This is a genomic window from Variovorax ureilyticus (genome assembly GCF_037889935.1).
Classification (GTDB): Bacteria; Pseudomonadota; Gammaproteobacteria; order Burkholderiales; family Burkholderiaceae_C; genus Variovorax; species Variovorax ureilyticus.
This window is the reverse complement of sequence record NZ_JBBKZU010000011.1, coordinates 152,211-174,045: the sequence shown is the minus strand read 5'-3', so window position 1 is coordinate 174,045 and position 21,835 is coordinate 152,211. Positions and strand designations below refer to the sequence as shown.

The 21,835-nt window shown below is 66.7% G+C and carries 19 protein-coding genes; 18 read left to right on the top strand and 1 reads right to left on the bottom strand.

Annotated elements, in window-relative coordinates:
* Window positions 1-7: 7 nt before the first annotated feature.
* The 17 genes from WKW77_RS23820 (at window position 8) to WKW77_RS23740 (ending at window position 19,555) form a co-directional block, all read left to right on the top strand.
* On the top strand, window positions 8-1,288 hold the full coding sequence (locus tag WKW77_RS23820; RefSeq protein ID WP_340359361.1) for an ABC transporter substrate-binding protein: 1,281 nt from the start codon (window positions 8-10) through the stop codon (window positions 1,286-1,288).
* Between the two features lie 42 nt (window positions 1,289-1,330).
* On the top strand, window positions 1,331-2,278 hold the full coding sequence (locus tag WKW77_RS23815) for a carbohydrate ABC transporter permease (protein ID WP_340359360.1): 948 nt from the start codon (window positions 1,331-1,333) through the stop codon (window positions 2,276-2,278).
* Window positions 2,279-2,309: 31 nt separating this feature from the next.
* Complete coding sequence (locus WKW77_RS23810) at window positions 2,310-3,122, top strand: carbohydrate ABC transporter permease (protein WP_340359359.1); 813 nt, start codon at window positions 2,310-2,312, stop codon at window positions 3,120-3,122.
* Between the two features lie 9 nt (window positions 3,123-3,131).
* Window positions 3,132-4,193: an ABC transporter ATP-binding protein gene (locus WKW77_RS23805; RefSeq protein ID WP_340359358.1), complete on the top strand. Its 1,062-nt coding sequence runs from the start codon at window positions 3,132-3,134 to the stop codon at window positions 4,191-4,193.
* A gap of 19 nt (window positions 4,194-4,212) precedes the next feature.
* The gene (locus WKW77_RS23800) at window positions 4,213-5,691 is read left to right on the top strand and encodes a glycoside hydrolase family 5 protein (RefSeq protein ID WP_340359357.1); all 1,479 of its coding nucleotides are present in this window, start codon (window positions 4,213-4,215) and stop codon (window positions 5,689-5,691) included.
* Window positions 5,691-6,788: a Gfo/Idh/MocA family protein gene (locus WKW77_RS23795; protein ID WP_340359356.1), complete on the top strand. Its 1,098-nt coding sequence runs from the start codon at window positions 5,691-5,693 to the stop codon at window positions 6,786-6,788. The genes WKW77_RS23800 and WKW77_RS23795 overlap by 1 nt, the downstream gene beginning before the upstream one ends.
* A 31-nt stretch (window positions 6,789-6,819) precedes the next feature.
* On the top strand, window positions 6,820-7,461 hold the full coding sequence (locus WKW77_RS23790; protein ID WP_340359355.1) for a ThuA domain-containing protein: 642 nt from the start codon (window positions 6,820-6,822) through the stop codon (window positions 7,459-7,461).
* 3 nt (window positions 7,462-7,464) lie between these two features.
* Complete coding sequence (locus WKW77_RS23785; RefSeq protein WP_340359354.1) at window positions 7,465-9,879, top strand: glycoside hydrolase family 3 N-terminal domain-containing protein; 2,415 nt, start codon at window positions 7,465-7,467, stop codon at window positions 9,877-9,879.
* An 8-nt stretch (window positions 9,880-9,887) separates the two neighbouring features.
* Window positions 9,888-11,072, top strand: coding sequence for a fumarylacetoacetate hydrolase family protein (locus WKW77_RS23780; RefSeq protein WP_340359353.1), 1,185 nt, complete (start codon window positions 9,888-9,890; stop codon window positions 11,070-11,072).
* Window positions 11,073-11,102: 30 nt separating this feature from the next.
* Window positions 11,103-11,867, top strand: a complete 765-nt coding sequence (gene xylB / locus WKW77_RS23775; RefSeq protein ID WP_340359352.1) for a D-xylose 1-dehydrogenase — start codon at window positions 11,103-11,105, stop codon at window positions 11,865-11,867.
* Entirely contained in the window at window positions 11,864-13,648 is a 1,785-nt protein-coding gene (locus WKW77_RS23770) for an IlvD/Edd family dehydratase (protein WP_340359351.1), read from the top strand. Before xylB ends, WKW77_RS23770 begins: the two co-directional genes overlap by 4 nt.
* Before the next feature lie 44 nt (window positions 13,649-13,692).
* Window positions 13,693-14,871, top strand: coding sequence for an amylo-alpha-1,6-glucosidase (locus tag WKW77_RS23765; protein ID WP_340359350.1), 1,179 nt, complete (start codon window positions 13,693-13,695; stop codon window positions 14,869-14,871).
* A gap of 72 nt (window positions 14,872-14,943) precedes the next feature.
* Entirely contained in the window at window positions 14,944-15,378 is a 435-nt protein-coding gene (locus WKW77_RS23760) for a hypothetical protein (protein WP_340359349.1), read from the top strand.
* Window positions 15,379-15,471: 93 nt separating this feature from the next.
* Window positions 15,472-16,179 carry a DUF3348 domain-containing protein gene (locus tag WKW77_RS23755; protein ID WP_340359348.1) on the top strand — a complete coding sequence of 236 codons (708 nt, stop codon included), beginning with the start codon at window positions 15,472-15,474 and terminating at the stop codon, window positions 16,177-16,179.
* A 13-nt stretch (window positions 16,180-16,192) separates the two neighbouring features.
* Window positions 16,193-18,283, top strand: a complete 2,091-nt coding sequence (locus WKW77_RS23750; RefSeq protein ID WP_340359347.1) for a DUF802 domain-containing protein — start codon at window positions 16,193-16,195, stop codon at window positions 18,281-18,283.
* Window positions 18,283-18,930, top strand: a complete 648-nt coding sequence (locus WKW77_RS23745) for an OmpA family protein (protein WP_093165865.1) — start codon at window positions 18,283-18,285, stop codon at window positions 18,928-18,930. The genes WKW77_RS23750 and WKW77_RS23745 overlap by 1 nt, the downstream gene beginning before the upstream one ends.
* Window positions 18,923-19,555, top strand: coding sequence for a DUF2894 domain-containing protein (locus WKW77_RS23740; protein WP_340359346.1), 633 nt, complete (start codon window positions 18,923-18,925; stop codon window positions 19,553-19,555). The genes WKW77_RS23745 and WKW77_RS23740 overlap by 8 nt, the downstream gene beginning before the upstream one ends.
* A gap of 6 nt (window positions 19,556-19,561) precedes the next feature.
* On the opposite strand, the gene WKW77_RS23735 is transcribed toward WKW77_RS23740, so the two are convergent.
* On the bottom strand, window positions 19,562-21,013 hold the full coding sequence (locus WKW77_RS23735) for a metal-dependent hydrolase family protein (protein ID WP_340359345.1): 1,452 nt from the start codon (window positions 21,011-21,013) through the stop codon (window positions 19,562-19,564).
* A gap of 115 nt (window positions 21,014-21,128) precedes the next feature.
* Between WKW77_RS23735 and WKW77_RS23730 the strand changes: the two genes are divergently transcribed.
* Window positions 21,129-21,782 carry a dihydrofolate reductase family protein gene (locus tag WKW77_RS23730; protein WP_340359344.1) on the top strand — a complete coding sequence of 218 codons (654 nt, stop codon included), beginning with the start codon at window positions 21,129-21,131 and terminating at the stop codon, window positions 21,780-21,782.
* Window positions 21,783-21,835: the final 53 nt, after the last annotated feature.

The following is a 21,835-nucleotide window of genomic DNA, read 5'->3' as shown; positions in this document are numbered from 1 at the left end:
AGACACGATGAGAAACATCAGATTGGCTTCTTCCGCGGCGATCGCGGCGGCAATGTGGTTGTCCTCCGCCGGCGCCCTGGCCGCCGACACGACCGTCCGCCTGATGCACGTGGACCAGAACCCCGAGACCGGCGCCTTCTACAACGACGTTGCACGCCGTTTCGAATCGACGCACCCCGGCGTCAAGGTCGAGATCCAGTACCTCGAGAACGAGTCGTACAAGAAGAAGCTGACCACCCTCCTCCAGTCGCCTGACAAGCCCAACATCCTCTACAGCTGGGGTGGTGGAACGATGCGCGACCAGATCAAGGCCGGCGTGGTCGAGGACCTCTCCGCACCCATGGACGCGAAGTGGCGCGAAAGCTTCATGCCGGCCGCGCTGCAGGCCTTCACGGTCAACGGCAAGGTCTACGGCGTGCCGCTGCAGTTGGGCCAGGTCGGGTTCTTCTACAACAAGGACCTCTTCGCGAAGGCCGGCGTCGATGCAGCCTCGATCAAGACCTGGGACGACCTGCTCGGTGCGGTGAAGAAGATCAAGGATTCGGGAACCACGCCGATCATCGTCGGCGGCGGGGACAAGTGGCCCCTGCACTTCTACTGGTCGCACCTGGCCCTGCGCATCGGCGGCAAGGGCGCGTTCGAATCCGCCATGCAGGGCGAAGGCAAGGGCTTTGCGAGCGACACCTTCGTCCAGGCGGGCACGCTGTTCCAGCAGCTCACCGACCTGAAGCCGTTCCAGCCGGGCTACCTCGGCGCCACGTTTCCCCAATCGTCCGGGCAGTTCGGCGACGGCAAGGGCGCCATGGTCCTTCAGCTGAACTCGATGCTCGGCTCGATGAAGGCGAACTCCGCGAACAAGCTCGGCATTCCCGAAGACAAGCTGGGATGGTTCCCCTTCCCGGCCGTGGCGGGCGGCAAGGGTGACCCGAGCGACACCCTCGGCGGCATGAACGGCTGGCTGGTGACCAAGGGCTCGCCGAAAGAGGCTGCCGAATTCCTGCGCTTCTTCTCGGAGGCCAGCAACCAGCGCATCCCGGCTCAACGCGGCTCCTACATCCCCGTCGTCAACGGGACGCAGGACGCGATCGCCAACCCCATCCTTCGCCAGTTGGCGGAGAACGTCGCGAAGTCGCACTACCACCAGATCTATTACGACCAGATGCTCGGCCCATCGGTCGGTGCGGTCGTCAACGACATTTCGGTCGATCTCGCCACGGGGAAGATGAAGCCGGCGGATGCCGCGGCTGCCGTGCAGGCTGCCTGGCAGCGCGTCAACAGCACCAACTGAGCGATCGCGCCACCACGGCACAGCTGCAGGGAGGACTCAAGCGTGACGACGATCGATCACAGTGCAGGCGCCATGCCCGCCACCCCGACGGGGTGGTCGCGGGCCTGGCGCCGCAAGCCATCCAGGCGGACCGGCGGGACGACGACAGTGGTGCTGTTCTTTCTTCCGCCGGCCATTCTGCTGTTCACCTTGTTCGTTGCCTTTCCGATGGGCGCGGCCGGCTGGTACAGCTTCTTCAACTGGAACGGCTATGGCGTTCCCACGAATTTCGTCGGCCTGCGGAACTTCGTGGACCTCTTCCGCAATCCCGCGTTCCGCATCGCCCTCGGCAACAACCTGCTGATCATCGTGGGGTCGCTGGCGGTGCAGTTGCCATTGGCTCTGGCGATGGCGGTGCTGCTGGCCGACCGGGTCATCGGCACGACCACCTTCAGGCTGATCTTCTTCCTGCCGTACATCCTGGCGGAGATCGCGGCCGGCCTGATCTGGCGCTTCGTCTACGACGGCGACTACGGCCTGCTGGCCAAGATCTGGGAATGGTTCGGAGCGACGGCGCCCTACGTGCTGTCCGAACCCGAGCTCGCCATGTACGCCATCCTGGTCGTCGTGATCTGGAAGTACTTCGGCTTCCACATGATCCTGTACATCGCGGGCTTGCAGCAGATCGATCGCAGCTTGTACGAAGCCGCACGCATCGACGGCGCGTCGCGCTGGCAGATCTTCAGCCGCATCACGGTTCCGTTGCTCGGCTCGACGATCCGGCTGTCGGTGTTCTTCGCGATCCTCGGATCGATCCAGCTCTTCGACCTCATCATGCCGCTGACCAAGGGCGGTCCATCCGACAGCACGCAGACCATGGTGACCTTCCTCTACAACTACGGCGTCACGCGCATGGAGATCGGATTCGGGAGTGCCGTCGGCGTCGTGCTCTTCATCATCTGCGTGGTCTTTGCCTTTGGCTACAAGCGGGTCCTGATGCGCCATGACTAGTCACGTTTCATCCGCGCCGAAGTCCGCGGCCATGTCGCCGGTCGTTCGCTATGCGGCGCTGTTCCTCGTCGCCGGCCTGGTGCTGATCCCGCTGGTCGCCACCGTTCTGGGCGGCTTCAAGACGCTCGGGGACCTGCGGGTCAATCCCTTCGGACTGCCGGCGCAGTGGGAGTGGCGGAACTACTGGGACATCCTCGGCGGAAGCCGCTACTGGCAGCTGATGGGGAACTCCGCCGTGATCGCGGTGCTGACGGTCATCCTGACGGTGATGGTCTCGGCGATGGCGGCCTTCGTGTTCGTGCACATCCAGTTCTTCGGCTCGACCTTCCTCGTCAACTACCTGCTTCTCGGCCTGATGTTCCCCGCGGCGACCGCGATCTTGCCGCTCTTCATCCAGATCCGGGACCTGGGCCTGCTCGACAACTACTGGGGCGTCGTCCTGCCCCAGGTGGCCTTCGGCCTGGCGTCGAGCATCCTGCTGTTCCGCAACTACTTCAAGCAACTGCCGGCGGAACTGTTCGAGGCGGCACTCATCGACGGCTGCGGCTACTTCAGGTTCTTCTGGCACATCGTGCTGCCGCTGTCGCGCCCCATCCTCGCGACGGTGGCGGTGATCGTCTTCGTGCACAGCTGGAACTCGTACCTGCTGCCGCTGGTGGTCTTCAACCGCGAGACGCTCTATACGTGGCCGCTCGGGATCATGGCCTACCAGGGCGAGTTCTCCACCGACTGGAACCTGGTGCTGGCATTCATCACGCTCACGATCCTTCCGGCCGTGATCATGTTCTTTGCCGCCCAGAAGCACATCGTCGCCGGGCTGACCTCCGGCTCTGTCAAAGGATAAGGACCCATCATGTCTTCGGTGAGTATCAGAAAAGTCCAGAAGGACTATGGCGCGGTGCCCATCATTCGCGGCGTCGATGTCGAGATCGATGATGGCGAGTTCGTGATCCTCGTCGGCCCGTCCGGCTGCGGCAAGTCCACGCTGCTGCGGATGATCGCGGGGCTCGAGGACATCTCGGGCGGCGAGATCCGCATCGGCGAGCGCGTGGTCAACGACCTGGAGCCAAAGGAACGCGACATCGCGATGGTGTTCCAGAGCTATGCGCTCTATCCGCACATGACGGTCGAGCAGAACATGGCCTTCTCGCTCAAGATGGGCGGCGCGAAGAAGAGCGAGATCGACCCGAAGGTCGCGCGCGCGGCGAAGATCCTCAGTCTCGAACCGCTGCTCGGTCGCCTGCCGAAGGAGCTCTCGGGCGGCCAGCGCCAGCGCGTCGCGATGGGCCGCGCGATCGTTCGCGACCCCAAGGTGTTCCTGTTCGACGAGCCGCTGTCCAACCTCGACGCCAAGCTGCGGGTGCAGATGCGCACCGAGATCAAGGCGCTGCACCAGCGCCTCGGCACCACCATCGTCTACGTGACGCACGACCAGGTCGAGGCGATGACGATGGCCGACAAGATCGTGGTCCTGCACGACGGCGTCGTCGAGCAGGTGGGCGCGCCACTCGACCTGTACGACCGTCCGGCCAACCTCTTCGTGGCCGGCTTCATCGGCAGCCCCGCGATGAACCTGCTCAAGGGCAAGGTCGAGCGGGAAGGCTTCGTGGTCGACGGATCAGGCGGACTCACCCTGCCCTTCAGGAATGCACCGGCGGCTGCGCCGGGACTGCCGGCGGTCTATGGCATCCGGCCCGAGCACTTCGTGCTCGACGACGCGGGATTCCCGATCACGGTGGAGGTGGTCGAGCCGACCGGCTCCGAGACGCAGGTGATGGCGCAGATCGGTGGACAGGCGATCTGCGCAGTGTTCCGCGAGCGCATCACCGCCGGGCCCGGCGAAATCATCCACATTGCCGCCGAGAGCGAACACGCGCATCTGTTCGATGCGGCGACCGAGCAACGAATCAACTGAATCAACAGGAGCAGCATCCATGGATTTTCTGAGCGTGAAGGCCAACCAGATCGTCGACGCCCAAGGCAAGAGCGTGCGCCTGCGGGGCACCTGCGTCGGCGGGTGGATGAACATGGAGGACTTCATCAATGGGTTCTCCGGCGCAGAGCACACGCTGCGCTTCGAGATGGCCGAGGTCCTGGGCAAGTCGAAGGCCGAGTTCTTCTTCGAGCGGTTCCACGATCACTTCTTCAACGAGTCCGACATCGAATACCTCAAGAGCCTCGGCACCACGGTGGTGAGGCTCCCGCTGAACTTCCGGCACTTCGAGGACGACAGCAAGCCCTTCGTCTACAAGGAGGCCGGCTTCCAGCGGCTGACGCAGGTGCTCCGGTGGTGCGAGAAGCACGGCCTCTACGCCATCCTCGACCTGCACGCCGTGCAGGGATGGCAGAACGTGCATTGGCATTCGGACAATGCCAACCGGCACAGCCTGTTCTGGAACCACACGCACTACCAGGACCGGTTCATCGCGCTGTGGGAGGAGATCGCGAGGCGCTACAAGGACGAGGCCGTCGTCGCGGGTTTCAACCTGATGAACGAGCCCTGCGTGAACAACCAGTTCGGCGACCTGCCCTGGAACATCCACAGGAACTATCGGCCGGACTGGGAACTGATGAATGCCGTCTACCGAAAGGCTGTCGGCGCGGTCAGGGAGATCGATTCCCGGCACATCATCTTTCTCGAAGGGGACCGGTACTCCTACCTGTTCAGTGGCCTGGAAGCGCCGTTCGCGGACAACCTCGTCTACAGCAGCCACAACTACACCATCGCCGGCTTCGGCCCGGGCACATATCCCGGCACGATCGATGCGGGACAGCCCCGAAGCGACGGCCCCGAGCACTGGGACCTGGCAAGGCAGGAGCTGGAGTTCACCAACCACGAAGGCACCGTGTTCACGAAGAAGCACGATGTTCCCCTGTGGGTCGGCGAGTTCGGATCGGTCTACAACGGCGGCGACGCAGAGGTGCCCGACCGCCTGCGTGCGATGGACGACCAGATCGGCATCTTCGAGCGCCATGGCGCGCACTGGACCACCTGGACCTACAAGGACGTCGGCGTGATGGGCCTCGTGACCCTCGACCCCGAGTCGGAGTACCGGCAGCGGGTCGGCGACTTCATCCGGAAGAAGGAACAGCTCGGAGCCGACGACTGGATGGTGTGGATGCCCCAGACGCCGGTCAAGGAAGAAACCGGAAAGCTCGCACAGCACATCTACGACGTCATCGGCGATGACGAGATCACCCGGAACTACAACCGCAAGTGCTTCAGCTCGGCGGTGCTCTGCTTCTACACCAGCGCGCTGATGCAGCAGACCTACGCCCGCCTGTTCAAGGACATGTCCGAATCGCAGATCGATCGCGTCCTCTCGTCGTTCTCGCTGAAGCAGTGCAAGGTGAACAACGACCTTGCCGGCATCGTGAAGAAGTACGCCGCCTTCCCGGTGCAGGACCGCTGATGGACAAGGTCGGCATCGGCTTCATCGGCTGCGGGAACATCAGCGAGGCCTACCTGAAGGCGGCGACGAAGTTCCCGATCCTCGACATCCGGGGCGTCGCGGACCTGAAGCCGGAGGTGGCAGAGGCACGTGCCTCGCAGTTCGGGCTCAAGGCGCTCTCGGTCGATGCGCTCCTGCGCGACCCGGCGGTCGAGATCATCGTCAACCTCACGATCCCGGCGGCGCACGTCGAGGTCGGCCTCATGGCGATCGCGGCCGGCAAGCATGTTCATTCCGAGAAGCCCCTGGGTCTCACGACTTCGCACGCCCGGACCCTGCTCGAAGCCGCCGACAAGCGGGGCCTTCGCGTCGGCTGTGCGCCCGACACCTTCCTGGGTGGCGCGCACCAGACCTGCCGCAAGCTCGTCGACGAAGGCGCCATCGGCAAGCCGGTGGCCGGCACGGCGACCTTCATGTGTCCTGGCCACGAGCGCTGGCATCCGAACCCCGCCTTCTACTACGCCAAGGGCGGCGGGCCGATGCTCGACATGGGGCCGTACTACATCACGGCGCTGGTCAACCTCATCGGACCTGTCGCGCGCGTTTCCGGGTCGACCTCGCGCGTGCGCAGCGAGCGCGTCATCACCAGCGAACCGCTCAAGGGCACGAAGATCGACGTCGAAGTGGCCACCCATGTGGCCGGCACGATGGAGTTCGCCTCGGGCGCCATCGTGTCGATCGCGACCAGCTTCGATGTGCCGAAGCACCGGCATGTGCCCATCGAGCTTTACGGCACCGAGGCCAGCATGATCGTGCCCGATCCGAACCACTTCGGCGGCACCATCCAGCTCGCGCAGGCCGGGCAGGAGTGGGTAGACCAGCCCCTCGGACATGCGTACGGCGACGGCAACTACCGAAGCATCGGCGTCGCCGACATGGCACACGCCATTCGCGCCGACCGTCCGCACCGCGCATCCGGCGAACTGGCCCTTCATGTCCTCGAAGTGATGGAGGCGTTCGAGACCTCGTCGCGACTCGGCCGGCACGTGAGCATCGAGACCCGGCCGGAGCGGCCGCAGGTGTTGCCGACCGCCTTCTCGGCCGGCGGCCTCGGCTGAGCCCCTCCATCCATTGAACAAAGGCAACTCGATGCGTGAAGCCATGATCGTGTGGGGCGGCTGGATGGGACACGAGCCCGACCAGGGCGCCAAGATCGTCTCGGACATGTTGACGGGGCACGGCTTCGAGGTCCGTGTCGAAACCTCGACGAAGGCCTTCGCGGACCCGGCCATCGCGGACCTGAGCCTGATCGTCCCGATCATCACGATGTCGAAGATCGAGAAGGACGAACTCGCCAGCCTGACCGGTGCGGTGCGCGAAGGCGTCGGCCTCGCGGGCTTTCACGGCGGGATGTGCGATGCCTTTCGCGACGCGGTCGACTACCAGTTCATGACGGGCGGCCAGTGGGTCGCGCATCCCGGCAACGTCATCGACTTCCGCGTCGACATCGCCCGGCCTGACGATCCCGTGGTGCAAGGCATTGGCGACTTCGACTATCGCTCGGAGCAGTACTACATGCACGTCGACCCCTCGAACGAGGTGCTGGCGACGACGACATTCACCGGCGAGCACGCACCGTGGATCGATGGCGTGGTGATGCCGGTGGCATGGAAGCGTCGGCATGGAAAAGGCCGGGTGTTCTACAGCGCGCTCGGCCATGTCGCCAGCGAGTTCCAGGTGCCCCAGATGCGCACGATCCTCGAGCGCGGAATGCTCTGGGCGGCACGCTGACCCATGACTTCTTCTTCCACCCCCCTCTACAAGGACCCCGCGCAGCCGCTGGCAGCGCGCGTGGATGACCTGCTCGGTCGCATGACGCTCGAGGAAAAGATCGCCCAGATGCATGCCTTCTGGCTGATCCTCTCCGAGAGCGGCGAACATCGCGTGCGCCCTGGCGAGGCTTTCGTCGTTGCCAGCGACGCCGATTCGGTGCTGCGCCGCCTGGCTCACGGCATCGGACAGATCACCCGCCCGCTGGGCACGCACAGCGTCGAGGCAGGCAGCGGCTTGCGCGCACTCAACAAATTGCAGCGCTATCTGCGCAACGAGACACGCCTGGGCATCCCCGCGATCTCGCACGAGGAGTGCCTCGCAGGCATGATGACCCGCGACGGCACGCTGTTCCCCTCGCCGCTGGCCCTCGGCGCCACCTGGAATCCCGCGCTCGTCGAGGAGGTCGCAGCGAAGATCGGCTTCGAATGCCGGGAGCTGGGATGCCAGCAGGGACTGGCGCCCGTTCTCGATGTCTCGCGCGATGTGCGGTGGGGACGCACCGAAGAAACCTTCGGCGAGGACCCGTATCTTGTCGGCGTCATGGCGACCCGCTATGTTCGCGGCCTCCAGGGCCCGCGGCGCGACGTGCTCGCGACGCTGAAGCACTATGCGGGTCATTCGTTCAGCGAGGGCGCACGCAACCACGCGCCGGTGCACGTCGGCTGGAGGGAGTTGAACGACACCTTCCTGCTTCCCTTCGAGATGGCCGTGAAGCAGGCCAACGCAGGCTCGGTGATGCCGGCCTACCACGACATCGACGGCGAGCCGGCCCACTGCTCGCGCCACCTGCTGACCGAGGTGCTGCGCGAGCAATGGGGCTTCGACGGTCTGGTGGTGGCCGACTACGTCGGGGTGAGCCTGCTCTACCGGCACCACGCGGTGGCAGCGGATGCCGCCGAAGCCGCGGCCCTGGCATTCAATGCGGGACTGGATGTCGAGTTGCCTGCGGACGATTGCGCGCAGCACCTCGCAGAGGCGATCGAGCGCGGCCTGATCTCGATGACGACCGTCGATCGCATCGTCTCGCGGGTCCTCACGGAGAAGTTTCGACTGGGACTGTTCGAGAAGACTTTCGAAGACCCGCCAGCGGCGCCCGCGCTGCGAACGCCCGAAGCCGTCGCGACAGCCCTCGAAGCAGCGCGCCAGGCGATCGTGGTGCTGGACAACCGGGGCCTGCTGCCGCTCAGTCCGGCAGGCACTCCACGCATTGCCGTCATCGGCCCCACGGCCGACGATCCGTTGGCGATGCTCAGCGGCTACAGCTACCCGGCCCACGTCGTGCTGCACGACCAGGTCGAAGACACCCGTCACGTCGTGACGCCGCTGCAGGGCCTGCGGGCGATCCACGGCGCGGAAAACGTGCGCTATGCGAAGGGCTGTTCGATCATCGAAGTCCGGAAGAAAGGCACCCCCGTGTTCCCGGGCGACGTGCGCGCAGAGGGCATCCAGCCCAGCTCGCCCGTTTCCCTTCGCACCGACCAGATTCCCGAGGCCGTCGACGTCGCCCGCGATGCAGATGTCGCCATCGTCTTCGTCGGTGACCTCGCAGGCCTTTTCCAGACCGGCACGGTCGGGGAAGGGTCGGATGCCGATTCGCTCGATCTGCCCGGCGTGCAGCAGCAGTTGCTCGATGCCGTGGTCGATACCGGCACGCCGACCGTGGTCGTGCTGACCAGCGGCCGCCCCTACAACCTCGGCGGACTCGAAGATCGCATCGCAGCCTTCGTGATGGCATTCGCTGGCGGGCAGCAAGGCGGCACCGCGATCGCCGAGGTCCTCTCGGGCCGCGCCGAGGCCACAGGCCGGCTGACGGTCTCGGTGCCCCACAGCGTTGGCGCGATGCCGTACTACTACAACCACAAGTTCAAGAGCGGAGGCACGCCGATCGCCCTGCACTTCGGCAGCCGCTATCCCTTCGGCCATGGCCTCGGCTACACGCGCTTCGAGTACCGCAACCTGGAGGCGCCCGCTTCTCCCATCCCCATCGAAGACGGCGAGATCGTGATCAGCTTCGACGTCGCCAATACGGGATCCCGAAAGGGCGCGGAGATCCCGCAGCTGTACGTGCGCGATCGCCTGGCCAGCGTCGTGCGACCCGTGCGCGAGTTGAAGGCCTTCGGCCGGGTGGTACTGGACGTCGGCGAGGTCCTCCGCGTGACCTTCCGCGTACCCGTGGACATGCTGTCCTTCACCGGCATGGCCGGTGCGCGAATCGTCGAGCCGGGCAGGTTCGAGCTGGGCATCGGTGCATCGAGCGCCGACATCCGGCTGCGTGCGGAGATCGATGTCGCCGGCAGCACGCGCACGCTCGAACAGAACTGGCGCATGGAAAGCAGCTGCGAGATTCGTCCGCTCTCCCCGGCAACCCTCCTCTAGATCGCCCAATGCAAACCAACCTTCATTCATCGTTTCTTCCCGCCGACGCTTCCGGCGCCTTGCTCGTCGGCCGCGTCTGGCGCACGGGCCCGGTCAACGGACCTGGCGTCGTGCTGGTTCGAAAGGGCCAGGTGCTGGACATCACGGCCTCGGCGCCCACGGTGTCCGACCTTCTCGAGCGCGACGACCTGCTGGAATTCGTCCGCAATTGCCCGGGGGAGCCCCTGGGCGAGGTCGCCGGCTGGCTGGAGAGGTCCATGACGGCCTCGGGCGAGGCGGACGCCGACAGGCTCCTGGCTCCGTGCGACCTGCAGGCCATCAAGGCATGCGGCGTCACCTTCGCGGTCAGCCTGCTGGAGCGGGTCATCGAGGAGCAGGCCGGCGGCGATGCGTCCAGGGCCGCACAGATCCGGCACGAGCTCCAGCGCACGATCGGATCGGACCTGTCGGCCATCCGCCCCGGTTCGCCCGAGGCCGAAGCGCTCAAGCGCGAACTCATCCGCCAGGGCACGTGGTCGCAGTACATGGAAGTCGGCATCGGCCCGGATGCCGAAGTGTTCTCCAAGGCACAGCCCATGTCGGCGGTCGGATTCGGCGCGGACGTCGGATTGCACCCGAGCTCGTCATGGAACAACCCCGAGCCCGAGATCGTGCTGGCCGTCAACAGCCGCTCGCAGATCGTCGGCGCCACGCTGGGCAACGATGTCAATCTCCGCGACATCGAAGGCCGCAGCGCCCTGCTGCTCGGCAAGGCCAAGGACAACAACGGCTCCTGCGCGATCGGCCCGTTCGTGCGCCTGTTCGACGATGACTTCACGCTGGACACGATCCGTTCGTCCACCGTGAGCCTGACCATCGAAGGGCAGGAAGACGGCTTCAGGCTCGAAGGATCCAGCCGCATGGCGGAGATCAGCCGCGATCCCGAAGATCTGGTGCGCCAGACCTGCGGCGCGCACCACCAGTATCCGGACGGCTTCTTCCTCTTCCTCGGCACGATGTTCTCCCCGATCCAGAACCGGGGCGCCGAAGGCAAGGGCTTCACGCACCGCCTCGGCGACCGCGTGACGATCAGCACGCCGTCGCTGGGCGCGCTGGTCAATCGCGTGCAACGCTCCGATGCCATCGCGCCCTGGACCTTCGGCGTGCGGGCGCTTTACCGGAATCTCTCCTCCCGCGGCATCGCCGCTTCCTGAGGCCGGCCCGATCAACACAAGGACCCATCAATGTCTGCCATCTATCCGAGCCTTTCCGGCAAGCGCGTCATCGTCACGGGCGGGGCCTCCGGCATCGGCGCTGCCATGGTCGAGGCCTTCGCCCGGCAAGGCGCCAAGGTCTTCTTTCTGGATATTGCCAACGAGGAAGGCCGTGCCCTTCAGGCGAGCCTGCGCGATGCCGCGCACGCGCCCGTCTTCCACCGGTGCGACCTGACGGACATCCAGGCGGTGCAGGCAACCTTCGCCGCCATCGAGGAATCGGGAGGGCCGATCGGCGTCCTCATCAACAACGCGGCCAACGACGATCGACACGAGGTCGACGCCGTCACCGCGGACTACTGGGACCAGCGGATCGCGGTCAACCTGAGGCACCAGTTCTTCTGCGCACAAGCCGTCTCGGGCGGCATGCGGGCAGCGGGCGGCGGCGTGATCCTGAACCTCGGCTCCATTTCCTGGCACCTCGCGCTGCCCAGCCTGTCGATCTACATGACGGCGAAGGCGGGCATCGAAGGCCTGACCAAGGGATTGGCGCGCGACCTGGGCCGGTTCGACATCCGGGTGAACTGCATCGTCCCGGGCGCGGTGCGAACGCCGCGGCAGATGCAACTGTGGCAAACGCCCGAGAGCGAAGCGAAGGTGATCGCCGCGCAATGCCTGCCGCAACGCATCGACCCTGCGCACGTCGCGGCGATGGCCCTCTTTCTCGCATCCGACGATGCGGCCCGTTGCTCCGGCCGCGAATACTTCGTCGACGCAGGCTGGCACGGCGCATGACCGAAGCCACTCGCACCGCCCGGCGGTTCCGCTCGCAGGACTGGTTTGCCAATCCGGATCACATCGACATGACGGCGCTCTATCTGGAGCGCTTCATGAACTACGGCATCACGCCGGCGGAATTGCGATCGGGCAAACCCATCATCGGGATCGCGCAATCCGGAAGCGACCTGAATCCGTGCAACCGCGTCCATCTGGAACTGGCCAGGCGCGTGCGCGACGGCATCCGCGACGCCGGGGGCATCCCGATGGAATTCCCGGTGCATCCGACCTTCGAGAACTGCAGGCGGCCGACGGCGGCCATCGACCGCAACCTGGCCTACATGGCGCTGGTCGAGATCCTGCACGGCTACCCGATCGATGCGGTCGTGCTGACGACCGGTTGCGACAAGTCGACGCCATCGCAGGTGATGGCCGCGGCGACCGTGGACATTCCTACGATCGTTCTGTCCGGCGGCCCCATGCTGGACGGCTGGTTCGAAGGAGAACTCGTGGGCTCCGGGGCCGCCATCTGGAAGAGCCGCAAACTCCTGGCGGCCGGCCAGATCGACGAAGCGAAGTTCATGGACATCGCCACCGCATCGGCGCCTTCGGTGGGGCACTGCAACACCATGGGGACGGCCTCGACCATGAATGCGCTCGCGGAAGCGCTGGGCCTGTCGCTGACCGGCTGCGCCGCGATTCCCGCGCCCTACCGTGAGCGCGGACAGATCGCCTACGAGACCGGTCGCCGCATCGTCGAGCTGGCCTTCGAGGACCGGCGGCCCTCGTCGATCCTCACGCGGGACGCGTTCCTCGATGCGATCGTCGTCAACGCGGCGATCGGCGGGTCCACCAACGCGCAGCCCCATCTCATGGCCATGGCTCGGCATGCCGGCGTGGACCTGCGTCCGAGCGACTGGACCGAGTTCGGGTTCGATGTGCCGCTGCTGCTGAACATGCAGCCGGCCGGCAAGTACCTGGGCGAGGCCTTTCATCGCGCAGGCGGCGTTCCGGCGGTGATGTGGGAACTCCAGCAGGCGGGCTTGCTGCGAAGCAGGCGCCCGACGGTCACCGGCATGACGATGGAACGAAATCTCGAAGGTCGGCAAAGCGTGAACCGGGAGGTGATCCGCGAGTTCGCGCATCCGCTCAAGGAACGCGCCGGGTTTCTCGTTCTCGGCGGCAACCTGTTCGACTTCGCGATCATGAAGACGAGCGTGATCTCCGCCGAGTTCAAGGAGCGCTACCTGAGCCGTCCGGGCGCGGAAGGCCAGTTCGAGTGCCGTGCGATCGTCTTCGAAGATTCGGACGACTATCACGCGCGCATCAACGACCCTGCGCTCGCCATCGACGAGAACTGCATCCTGGTGGTGCGCGGTGCGGGCCCCGTCGGTTGGCCTGGGTCCGCGGAAGTCGTGAACATGCAGCCGCCCGACGCGCTGCTCAAGCGCGGGATCACCAGTCTTCCGACCCTGGGAGACGGGCGGCAGTCGGGGACCTCGGACAGCCCGTCGATCCTCAACGCCTCGCCCGAGAGCGCCATCGGCGGCGGGCTGGCCTGGCTGCGCACGGGCGACGTCATCCGCATCGACCTGAACGCCGGGCAATGCAACATGCTGGTGTCCGATGAAGAAATCGCGCGCCGCAAGGAAGAAGGCGCGCCGTCGATCCGGCCGAGCCAGACGCCGTGGCAGGAGGTCTATCGCGCGACGGTCGGGCAACTCGCGTCGGGAGCCTGCATGGAGTTGGCCGTGAAGTACCGCGGCGTGGCCGGCGACCAACCTCGTCACAATCATTGATGTTGCAGGCGCCATAGGTGTGGTCGTCGGCAACGCGACCGACCATGACCCACCTCGCCCCCGCTGACCTCGCCCTTGTCGATACCTGCTCGCAGGCCTCGCAGGGCCTGCTCGAACGCAACCTCACGCCCCACGGCATCCTCGCCGCCAGTCGCACCGAGGCGGCAATGGCTCGGCGCTACACGCGCATCTTCGGGCGTGATGCGGCCATCTGCGTGATGGCGATGTGCGGCAGCGGCGTCCCTTCGCTCGAGCGCGGCGCCGTCGCGAGCCTGGAAGCACTCGCCGCGCAGCAGGCGCCCAACGGGCAGATTCCGAAGTACGTCGACCCGGAAGGACTCGACGCCGACTTCTGGTATCTCGGCTGCATCGACGCCACGCTGTGGTGGCTGATCGCGGTGGACCATGTGCGCAAGGCCGGCAGCGTCGGTGCCTCGCACTGGCAGGACGGGGTCGATCGCGCGATTGGCTGGCTGCTCGCGCAGGAGCACCAGCATTTCCGGCTGCTGCAGCAGAACGAGGCCAGCGACTGGGCGGACATCATGCCGCGCTCGGGCTACGTGCTCTACACCAATGCGCTGTGGTACGAGGTCAAGCGCCGCTTCGCGCTTGCACAGGCCGAGGAGACGCACTACCACTTCAACCATCTCTTCAACCCCTTCCAGCGCGACCTGCCCGAATACCACCGCGCGCGGCTGCTCGGGCACTACGCGCGGCGCGGGCGGCGCGATCCGGGGATGTACCTGAGCTTCGTCAATCTCTCGGTGGTCGGCGACGAGGGCGACGTGTTCGGCAACTTGCTCGCGATGCACAGCGGCCTCGCCGACGACGCGATGTCGCACCGCATCGTCAATACCATCGCGGCGGCGCAGGCAGGCGAGCCGTGGCCGGTGCGCGTGGTGCTGCATCCGCTCACGCGCCAGCATGCGCTGTGGCGGCCGTACATGGCGCGCCACCAGCAGAACCTCATGCACCAGTACCACAACGGCGGCATCTGGCCCTTCGTGGGCGGCTACTGGGTGCTCGCACTGGCGCGGCTTGGCCTGCGCGAGCAGGCCTGGCACGCGCTCGCCCGGCTCGCGCGTGCGAACGCTCACGGCGACTGGCGCTTCACCGAATGGTTCCACGGGCGAACCCTCGAGCCGATGGGCATGGCCGGACAGAGCTGGAACGCCGCGACCTTCCTGCTCGCCCATCGCGCACTGCGCACGGGCCGCCCGTAGAAGCAGCCCCGCTCCAGGACGGCGAATCGTCCTACGCCGGATACCTTGCGCCTGGGCTCTGATGCGCTCACGATGAGCGCGCGTTCGCACCAACTGGTCCTTCGGCTTCTGCAGGCGCTGGCCTGCTCGCGCATCCAGTTCGGATGCAAACGCCTGTCGCCCAAGCTGTGGCACTACCCCGACCTGTCGTGCGACGAGCTGTGGCTGCGGATGACCCTCTATCAGGAACGCATCGACCAGCTCGTCAAGGCGATGAATGTCGAAGAGCGCGCCCAGGTGCGGCTGGAACGCGCCTTGTTCCTGCGCCTGCTCCTCGAAAGCGCGCCCACGCGCCTGCAGGCCTGGAGCGACGAGGACGAGGTGTCCGACATGCCGCCGTCGCACCTGTTCGAGTGGGTGTCGCACGACGACGAGCGCCTCGAGCTTTCGCAACTGGAGGCCGCCATGACGCCCCAGGAAAGCGCCCGCTACGACATCGCCGTCAACGGGCTGCAATGGCTCGATTGAGCGCGGCGTTGCAGCTGCTTACCGTCGCCCCGCCCTGCCGGAGCGGCTCGGAGGCCCTCATCAGTTAGACTGCTGGGTTTTCCAGCTGGCGGTATGGTGCAGGTGTCAATGCGCAGGAGTTTGACCGGCTCGGCGCTCATTCGCTTGCTCGATCGATTGGCCGGCCCCGATGTTCGCGAATCCGGCGCTTCCACGTCGGACCGGTTGAGCCAATGGTTCAGCTGGACGGACGCCATCTCGCTGTCCGCCGCGCTTGACGGCTTGCCCGTGGCCGGTGCCACCGGTGCCACCGGTGCCACCGGTGCATCCCGTGCATCCCGTGCAAAAGCCCCCTCCGATGCCGAAGAAGGCGAATGCCAGCGTGTGCGATCCGCGCTCGCCAAGGCCATCGCCGAGGACAGCGCCTTCGCGACGCCACAACGAGCGCAAGACGCGGAGGTCGATTTCTCGCCCTACCGGCAGCGCTACCAGGCCCGCCAGCAGGCGATCGAAGCGGGCGTCGGCGCGTTGCGCGGCAAGCTGCGGTCGCGGCTCGCGGCCCGGTCGCCCGCCATGGCGAAGCTCGCCGCGGTGGACGTCGTGATGGAACAGGTGCTGGGCGCGCGCGAACGCACCCTGCTGTCGACCGTGCCCAAGGTGCTCGAAAAGCACTTCGGGCGGCTGCGCCAGGATGCCGATACCGGTGCAAGCGGCGCGTGGCTCGACATCTTTCGCCGGGACGTGCGCGAGGTGCTGCTCGCCGAACTGGACTTCCGATTTCAACCCGTCGAAGGGCTGCTCGATGCCCTTCGCATGAAGTAACACCCCCGCATTCATGAACAGATCTTTTCTTCATGCCGTCCTCGTGGCCGGCCTGGCGGCCGTAGGCTGGGTGGGCCTGGGCTATGTCGGCTCGAACGCGCTGGCGCTGGCGGTCATCGTGCTGATCGCCGCGTTCTACGCCATCGGCGCGCTGGAACTGCATCGCTTCCAGCAGGCGACTTCCTCGCTGGTGCAGGCCACCACGCGCGTCGATGAAGCGCCGCCAAGGCTTGCCGACTGGCTCGACACCCTCCACCCTTCGCTGCGCAGCGCGGTGCGCCTGCGCGTCGAGGGCGAGCGCGTGGGCCTGCCCGGCCCGTCGCTCACGCCCTATCTCGTGGGCCTCCTGGTCCTGCTCGGCATGCTGGGCACCTTCGTGGGCATGGTGGTCACGCTCAAGGGCACCGGCATGGCGCTCGACAGCGCGACCGATCTCGAAGCGGTGCGCGCATCGCTCTCCGCGCCGGTGAAGGGCCTCGGACTGGCCTTCGGCACCTCGGTCGCGGGCGTGGCCGCATCGGCGATGCTGGGACTTGCCTCGGCGCTGTGCCGGCGCGAACGGCTGCGTGCCGGGCAACTCCTCGACACACGCATCGCGACCAGCCTGCGCGTGCACTCGCTGGCGCACCAGCGCGAGGAATCGTTCAGGCTGCTGCAGCAGCAGGCGCAGGTCATGCCCGATCTCGTCCGCCAGTTGCACGCGGTGATGACGACGATGGAGCAGCAGAGCGTCGCGATCAGCGAACGCCTCGCCGCCAGCCAGGATCACTTCCACGCACGCGCCGAATCCGCCTACGCCGGTCTGGCCGCGTCGGTCGGCCAATCGCTCCAGCACAGCCTCACGGAGAGCGCACGCATCGCGGGCGCCACCATCGCGCCCGTGGTCGAAACCACGATGGCCGGCATCGCGCGCGAGACCGCCTCGCTGCACGACAAGGTTGCCAGTGCCGTGCAGTTGCAGCTCGAAGGGCTCTCGGGCCGCTTCGAGACGATGACCGCGCATGTCGCGGACACTTGGCAGAGCGCCCTCGCGACGCAGCAGCGCACGAACGAGGCGCTCTCCACCGACCTGCGCGGCGCGCTCGGCCAGTTCGCCGAGACCTTCGAGCAGCGTTCGGCCTCGCTGGTCGGAGACATCTCCGCGCGCCTGGAAAGCACCGTCGGCAGCGTCTCCGATACCTGGGGCGGCGCACTGGCGCAGCACGAACGCACGAGCGAGAAGCTCGCCGCCGACACGCAGCAGGCGCTCGCCGCGGCCGCCGCCACCTTCGAACAGCACTCGGCAGCCCTGCTCGGCCAGATCGACCAGTCGCACGCGAATCTTCAGGCCGAGCTGACGTCGCGCGATGAGCAGCGCCTGTCGGCATGGAACCATTCCCTCGAATCGATGGCGGCTTCGCTGCAACAGGAATGGCAACAAGCCGGCGAACATGCCGCCACGCAGCAGCAGCATCTCAGCGAAGCCATGGCGCAGACCGCGCGCGACATTGCCGCCCAGTCCGAAGCACATGCGACCCACGCCATCGCCGAAACGGCCCGCCTGCTGCAAGCGGCATCGGAAGCGCCGAAGGCCGCGGCCGAGGTGGTGGCCGAGCTGCGCCAGAAGCTCTCCGACAGCATGGCGCGCGACAACGCCATGCTGGAAGAGCGCAGCCACATCCTCGAAACGCTCAAGACCCTGCTCGACGCGGTGAACCATGCGTCCACCGAACAGCGCGGCGCCATCGATGCGCTGGTGGCTTCCTCGGCCGACCTGCTGGAGCGCGTCGGCAGCCGCTTCACCGAACAGCTCGAAACCGAGACCGGCAAGATGGGCGAGGTCGCCGCGCAGCTCACCGGAAGCGCGGTCGAGGTGGCGAGCCTCGGCGAGGCTTTCGGCCATGCGGTCGGCCTCTTCAGCGAGTCGAACGACAAGCTGGTCGGCCATCTGCAGCGCATCGAGGCCGCGCTCGGCAAGTCCATCGCACGCAGCGACGAGCAGCTCGCCTACTACGTCGCGCAGGCGCGCGAGGTGATCGACCTGAGCATCATGTCGCAGAAGCAGGTGGTCGAGGACCTCCAGCAGATCGCGAACCGCCAGGCCACCGCGGGCAGCGAGGCGTGATGCACGACGAGCTCGACGCCGGCCTCGAGCCGGAGGTGCCGGTCTGGGCGGTCTTCGGCGACCTGATGGCCGGCCTGCTCGGCGCCTTCGTGCTGATCCTGGTGTGCGCGATCGGCATGCAGCTCGATCTCACATCGAAACTGCAGGACGAGGTGCAGAAGCGCCGCATCGAGGCGCAACGCCGCGAAGCGCTCGAGAAAGCCCTCGAAGGCCCGCTCGCCGCCGGCCGCGTGACGCTGAAGAACGGCCGCATCGGCATCAGCGGCAGCGTGCTGTTCGCAGTCAGCTCCGCCGACCTGCAGCCCGAAGGCCGCCAGTTGCTCAGAAGCCTGGCCGGGCCGCTGGCCGCCTACCTGCGCGCGCGCGACGAGATCCTGATGGTCAGCGGCTTCACCGACGACCGCCAGGTGCGCGGCGGCAGCAAGCAGTTCGCGGACAACTGGGAGCTCTCGGCGCAGCGCGCATTGACGGTGACGCGCACGCTCATCGAGGAAGGGCTGCCGTCGTCGTCGGTGTTCGCCGCAGCCTTCGGGTCCGAGCAGGCGGTGGCGTCCAACGCCGATGCGGAAGGTCGCGCACGCAACCGCCGCGTGGAGATGGCGCCCACACCGCGGCCTTCCAACAATATCGCGGGACGTCGTGAGTAACGAGGCAGCGGACCGCATCGACGCCGCCATCGAGGCCTGGCGCCAACGCGGCGACCACCGCTTCGATCCGGTGCGCTTCCACTTCATCGAGGCGCTCGCGCGTCGCGCAGCCGCGTATGAGGGCGCTGCGCGCCGCCTGCTGGACGAACGGCTGCAGACGCACATGGCGGCGTATGCCGAGGCGCTGCAGAAGTCCCGCGAGACACCCGTCACCGCGCCGGACCACGCGCCAGTGCCTGAAAGCAGTGCGCTCGCGCAGCTCGTGGAGCACATCGGCCAACAGGCATTGCCCTCCGCCATCGGTTCCGCACCCTCGCCCGTTCCTTCGGGCGAACTGAAGACACTCAGCTACTTCAAGAGCACCTGGTCGCGCCTGAGCGCCGATCGCCGGCTCCATCAATCGCAGGCCAAGGTGCCGGAGAACGCGGGGCCGCTCAACTCTCATCACCTCGTGCACCGCGCACTCACGCTGATGCGGGACCTGTCGCCGGAATACCTCAACAAGTTCATGTCGTATGTCGACGGGCTCCTGTGGCTAGCCGACGCCGACGCGCGTGGCCCTGCCGGCGCGAGCGCGCAAGGCGCCGACACCGGCAAGAAAAGCGGGCGCGGCAAGTCCCGCTGAGTTCGATCAGCCCTTCAGGGTGTTCTTGTGCACCTTGCCGTCCTTCATGATGACCACGAGGCTCGTCTCCGGCGTGGCGAGCAAGGCAAGGTTGTCCAGCGGATTGCCATCGACGAGCAGCAGGTCCGCATAGGCGCCCTCTTCCAGCACGCCGAGCTTGCCCGGATAGGGATTGCGCGGGCCCGAAAGGGCCATCAATTGCGCATTGGTGGACGTCGCCATCGCGAGAACCTCGCTGTTCGAATACCAACGCGTGAGGTGGTTCAGCATGATGCCCTGCCGCTGCGCCAGCGCGGCTGAGAACAGCATGTCGGAGCCGAAGGCGGTCTTGATCCTGTACTTCTTCGCGAGCTTGTAGAGGCCGTCCGTGGCCCCGAAGACCTGCTGCGCGGAGATGGCGCCTTGGCCGGTCAACCGTCCGGTGTCCTCGTCGGACAGGAAGGGCTGCGTGCTGAGCCAGACGCCCTTGTCGGCCATCAGCCTGGCAGTCGCGTCGTCCATCAGGTGTGCGTGTTCGACACAACCGGCGCCCGCGTTGATCGCACGCTGCACCGTGTTCGACGCGTAGGCGTGCACCGTGATGTAGGTGTTCCAGTCCCTGGCGACTTCGGCGGCTGCGCGCACCTCGGCCTCGCTCAGGGTCGTCAGGTCCAGCGGGGTACGCGGCGACGAGACGCCGCCGCCGCCCACGATCTTGACCTGCGATGCGCCCTGCGTGAGCTGCTCGCGCACACGCAGGCGGATCTCGTCGGGGCCGTCGACGATCGCGGCCGCGCCGGTCCGCTCGGTGAAGCTCGGAACGCCCGGCGTGCGCGGCACGTCCGAGAGCGGACGCAGGTCGCCATGCCCGCCGCTGCCGGTGATCATCGCGCCGCAGGGATAGATGCGCGGCCCGGGGATCAGCCCTTCGTCGATCGCCTGCTTGAACGCGAACACCGGGCCGCCGAGATCGCGCACAGTGGTGAAGCCGCGCAACAGCGTGCGCTCGGCCTCGGCGCTCCCGACGAGGTGGATGTAGCCGATATTGCCCTGTAGCAGCACCGGCAGCGGGATGGCCGCGAACAGGGAGTGCCAGTGCGCGTCGATCATGCCGGGCATCATCACGCGGCCCTTGCAGTCGATGCGCTGTGCGCCCTCGGGCGTCGCGGGCGTGCCGCTCGCGATCGACCTGATGCGGTTGCCTTCGACGAGCACATGCAAGCCGTCGCGCAGGTTGGCGGAGCGGCCGTCGAACAGGCGAACGTTGGTGAACAGGGTCGCCGGTGGCGGCGGCGTCTGCGCCTTCGCTTTCGATGGGAAGCCCAGCGCGGCGACCGACGCGGCCATGCCGGCGACGAAACCGCGGCGGGTGAGTTCCGCGTTGATGCGGCTGGTGAGTGAATGGACCTCCGGCCGATGGCACAGGCACACGGCGCGCCGTATGACCGTGTCGCTCGTGAGCGATGAACATGCGTACAAGTCGGGCCTCTTCCAGATCGTTGACGATCGCGCATGGTGTCGCCGCGCAATGAACCATGTCAACCGGATCGAAGGACCGGTTGCGGCGTGCGCAGGTGCCTGCAAGAATCTCTCGATGTCCAAACTACGTGTCCAAAGCTTCTCCGTCTCGCTCGATGGCTTCGGCGCAGGCCCCGCCCAGGACCTGAAGAACCCGCTGGGCGTTCGCGGGCCGGAGCTGATGGAGTGGGTCTTCCCCACGCGCATGTTCCATGCCATGCACGGCGGCGGCGATGGCGGGGGCGAGACCGGCATCGACAACACGATGGCCGAACAGGGCTTCTCGAACCTCGGCGCATGGATCCTCGGGCGCAACATGTTCGGCCCGGTGCGCGGCCCCTGGCCCGACGACAGCTGGAAAGGCTGGTGGGGCGACGAGCCGCCGTATCACACGCCGGTCTTCGTCCTCACCCACCATCCGAGGCCGCCGCTCGCGATGAAAGGCGGCACCGAGTTCCGCTTCGTCACCGAAGGCATCCATGCCGCGCTCGAACAAGCGAAGGCCGCGGCGGGCGGGCGCGACGTGCGGCTCGGCGGCGGCGTTTCGACCGTCCGGCAGTACCTGCAGGCCGGGCTGATCGACGAGCTGCATCTCGCGGTGCGGCCGGTACTGATGGGCTCGGGCGAGAACCTGTTCCAGGGGCTCGACCTGCATGCGCTCGGCTACGAATGCCATCGCAGCGTGCCGGGCGAGCGCGCGACACACGTGTTCCTGCGCAAGCGGGCCTGATGCGGCTGTCCGCCGGGCGACTCCGGCCGCGGGCCGCGCACGCCGATAATGGC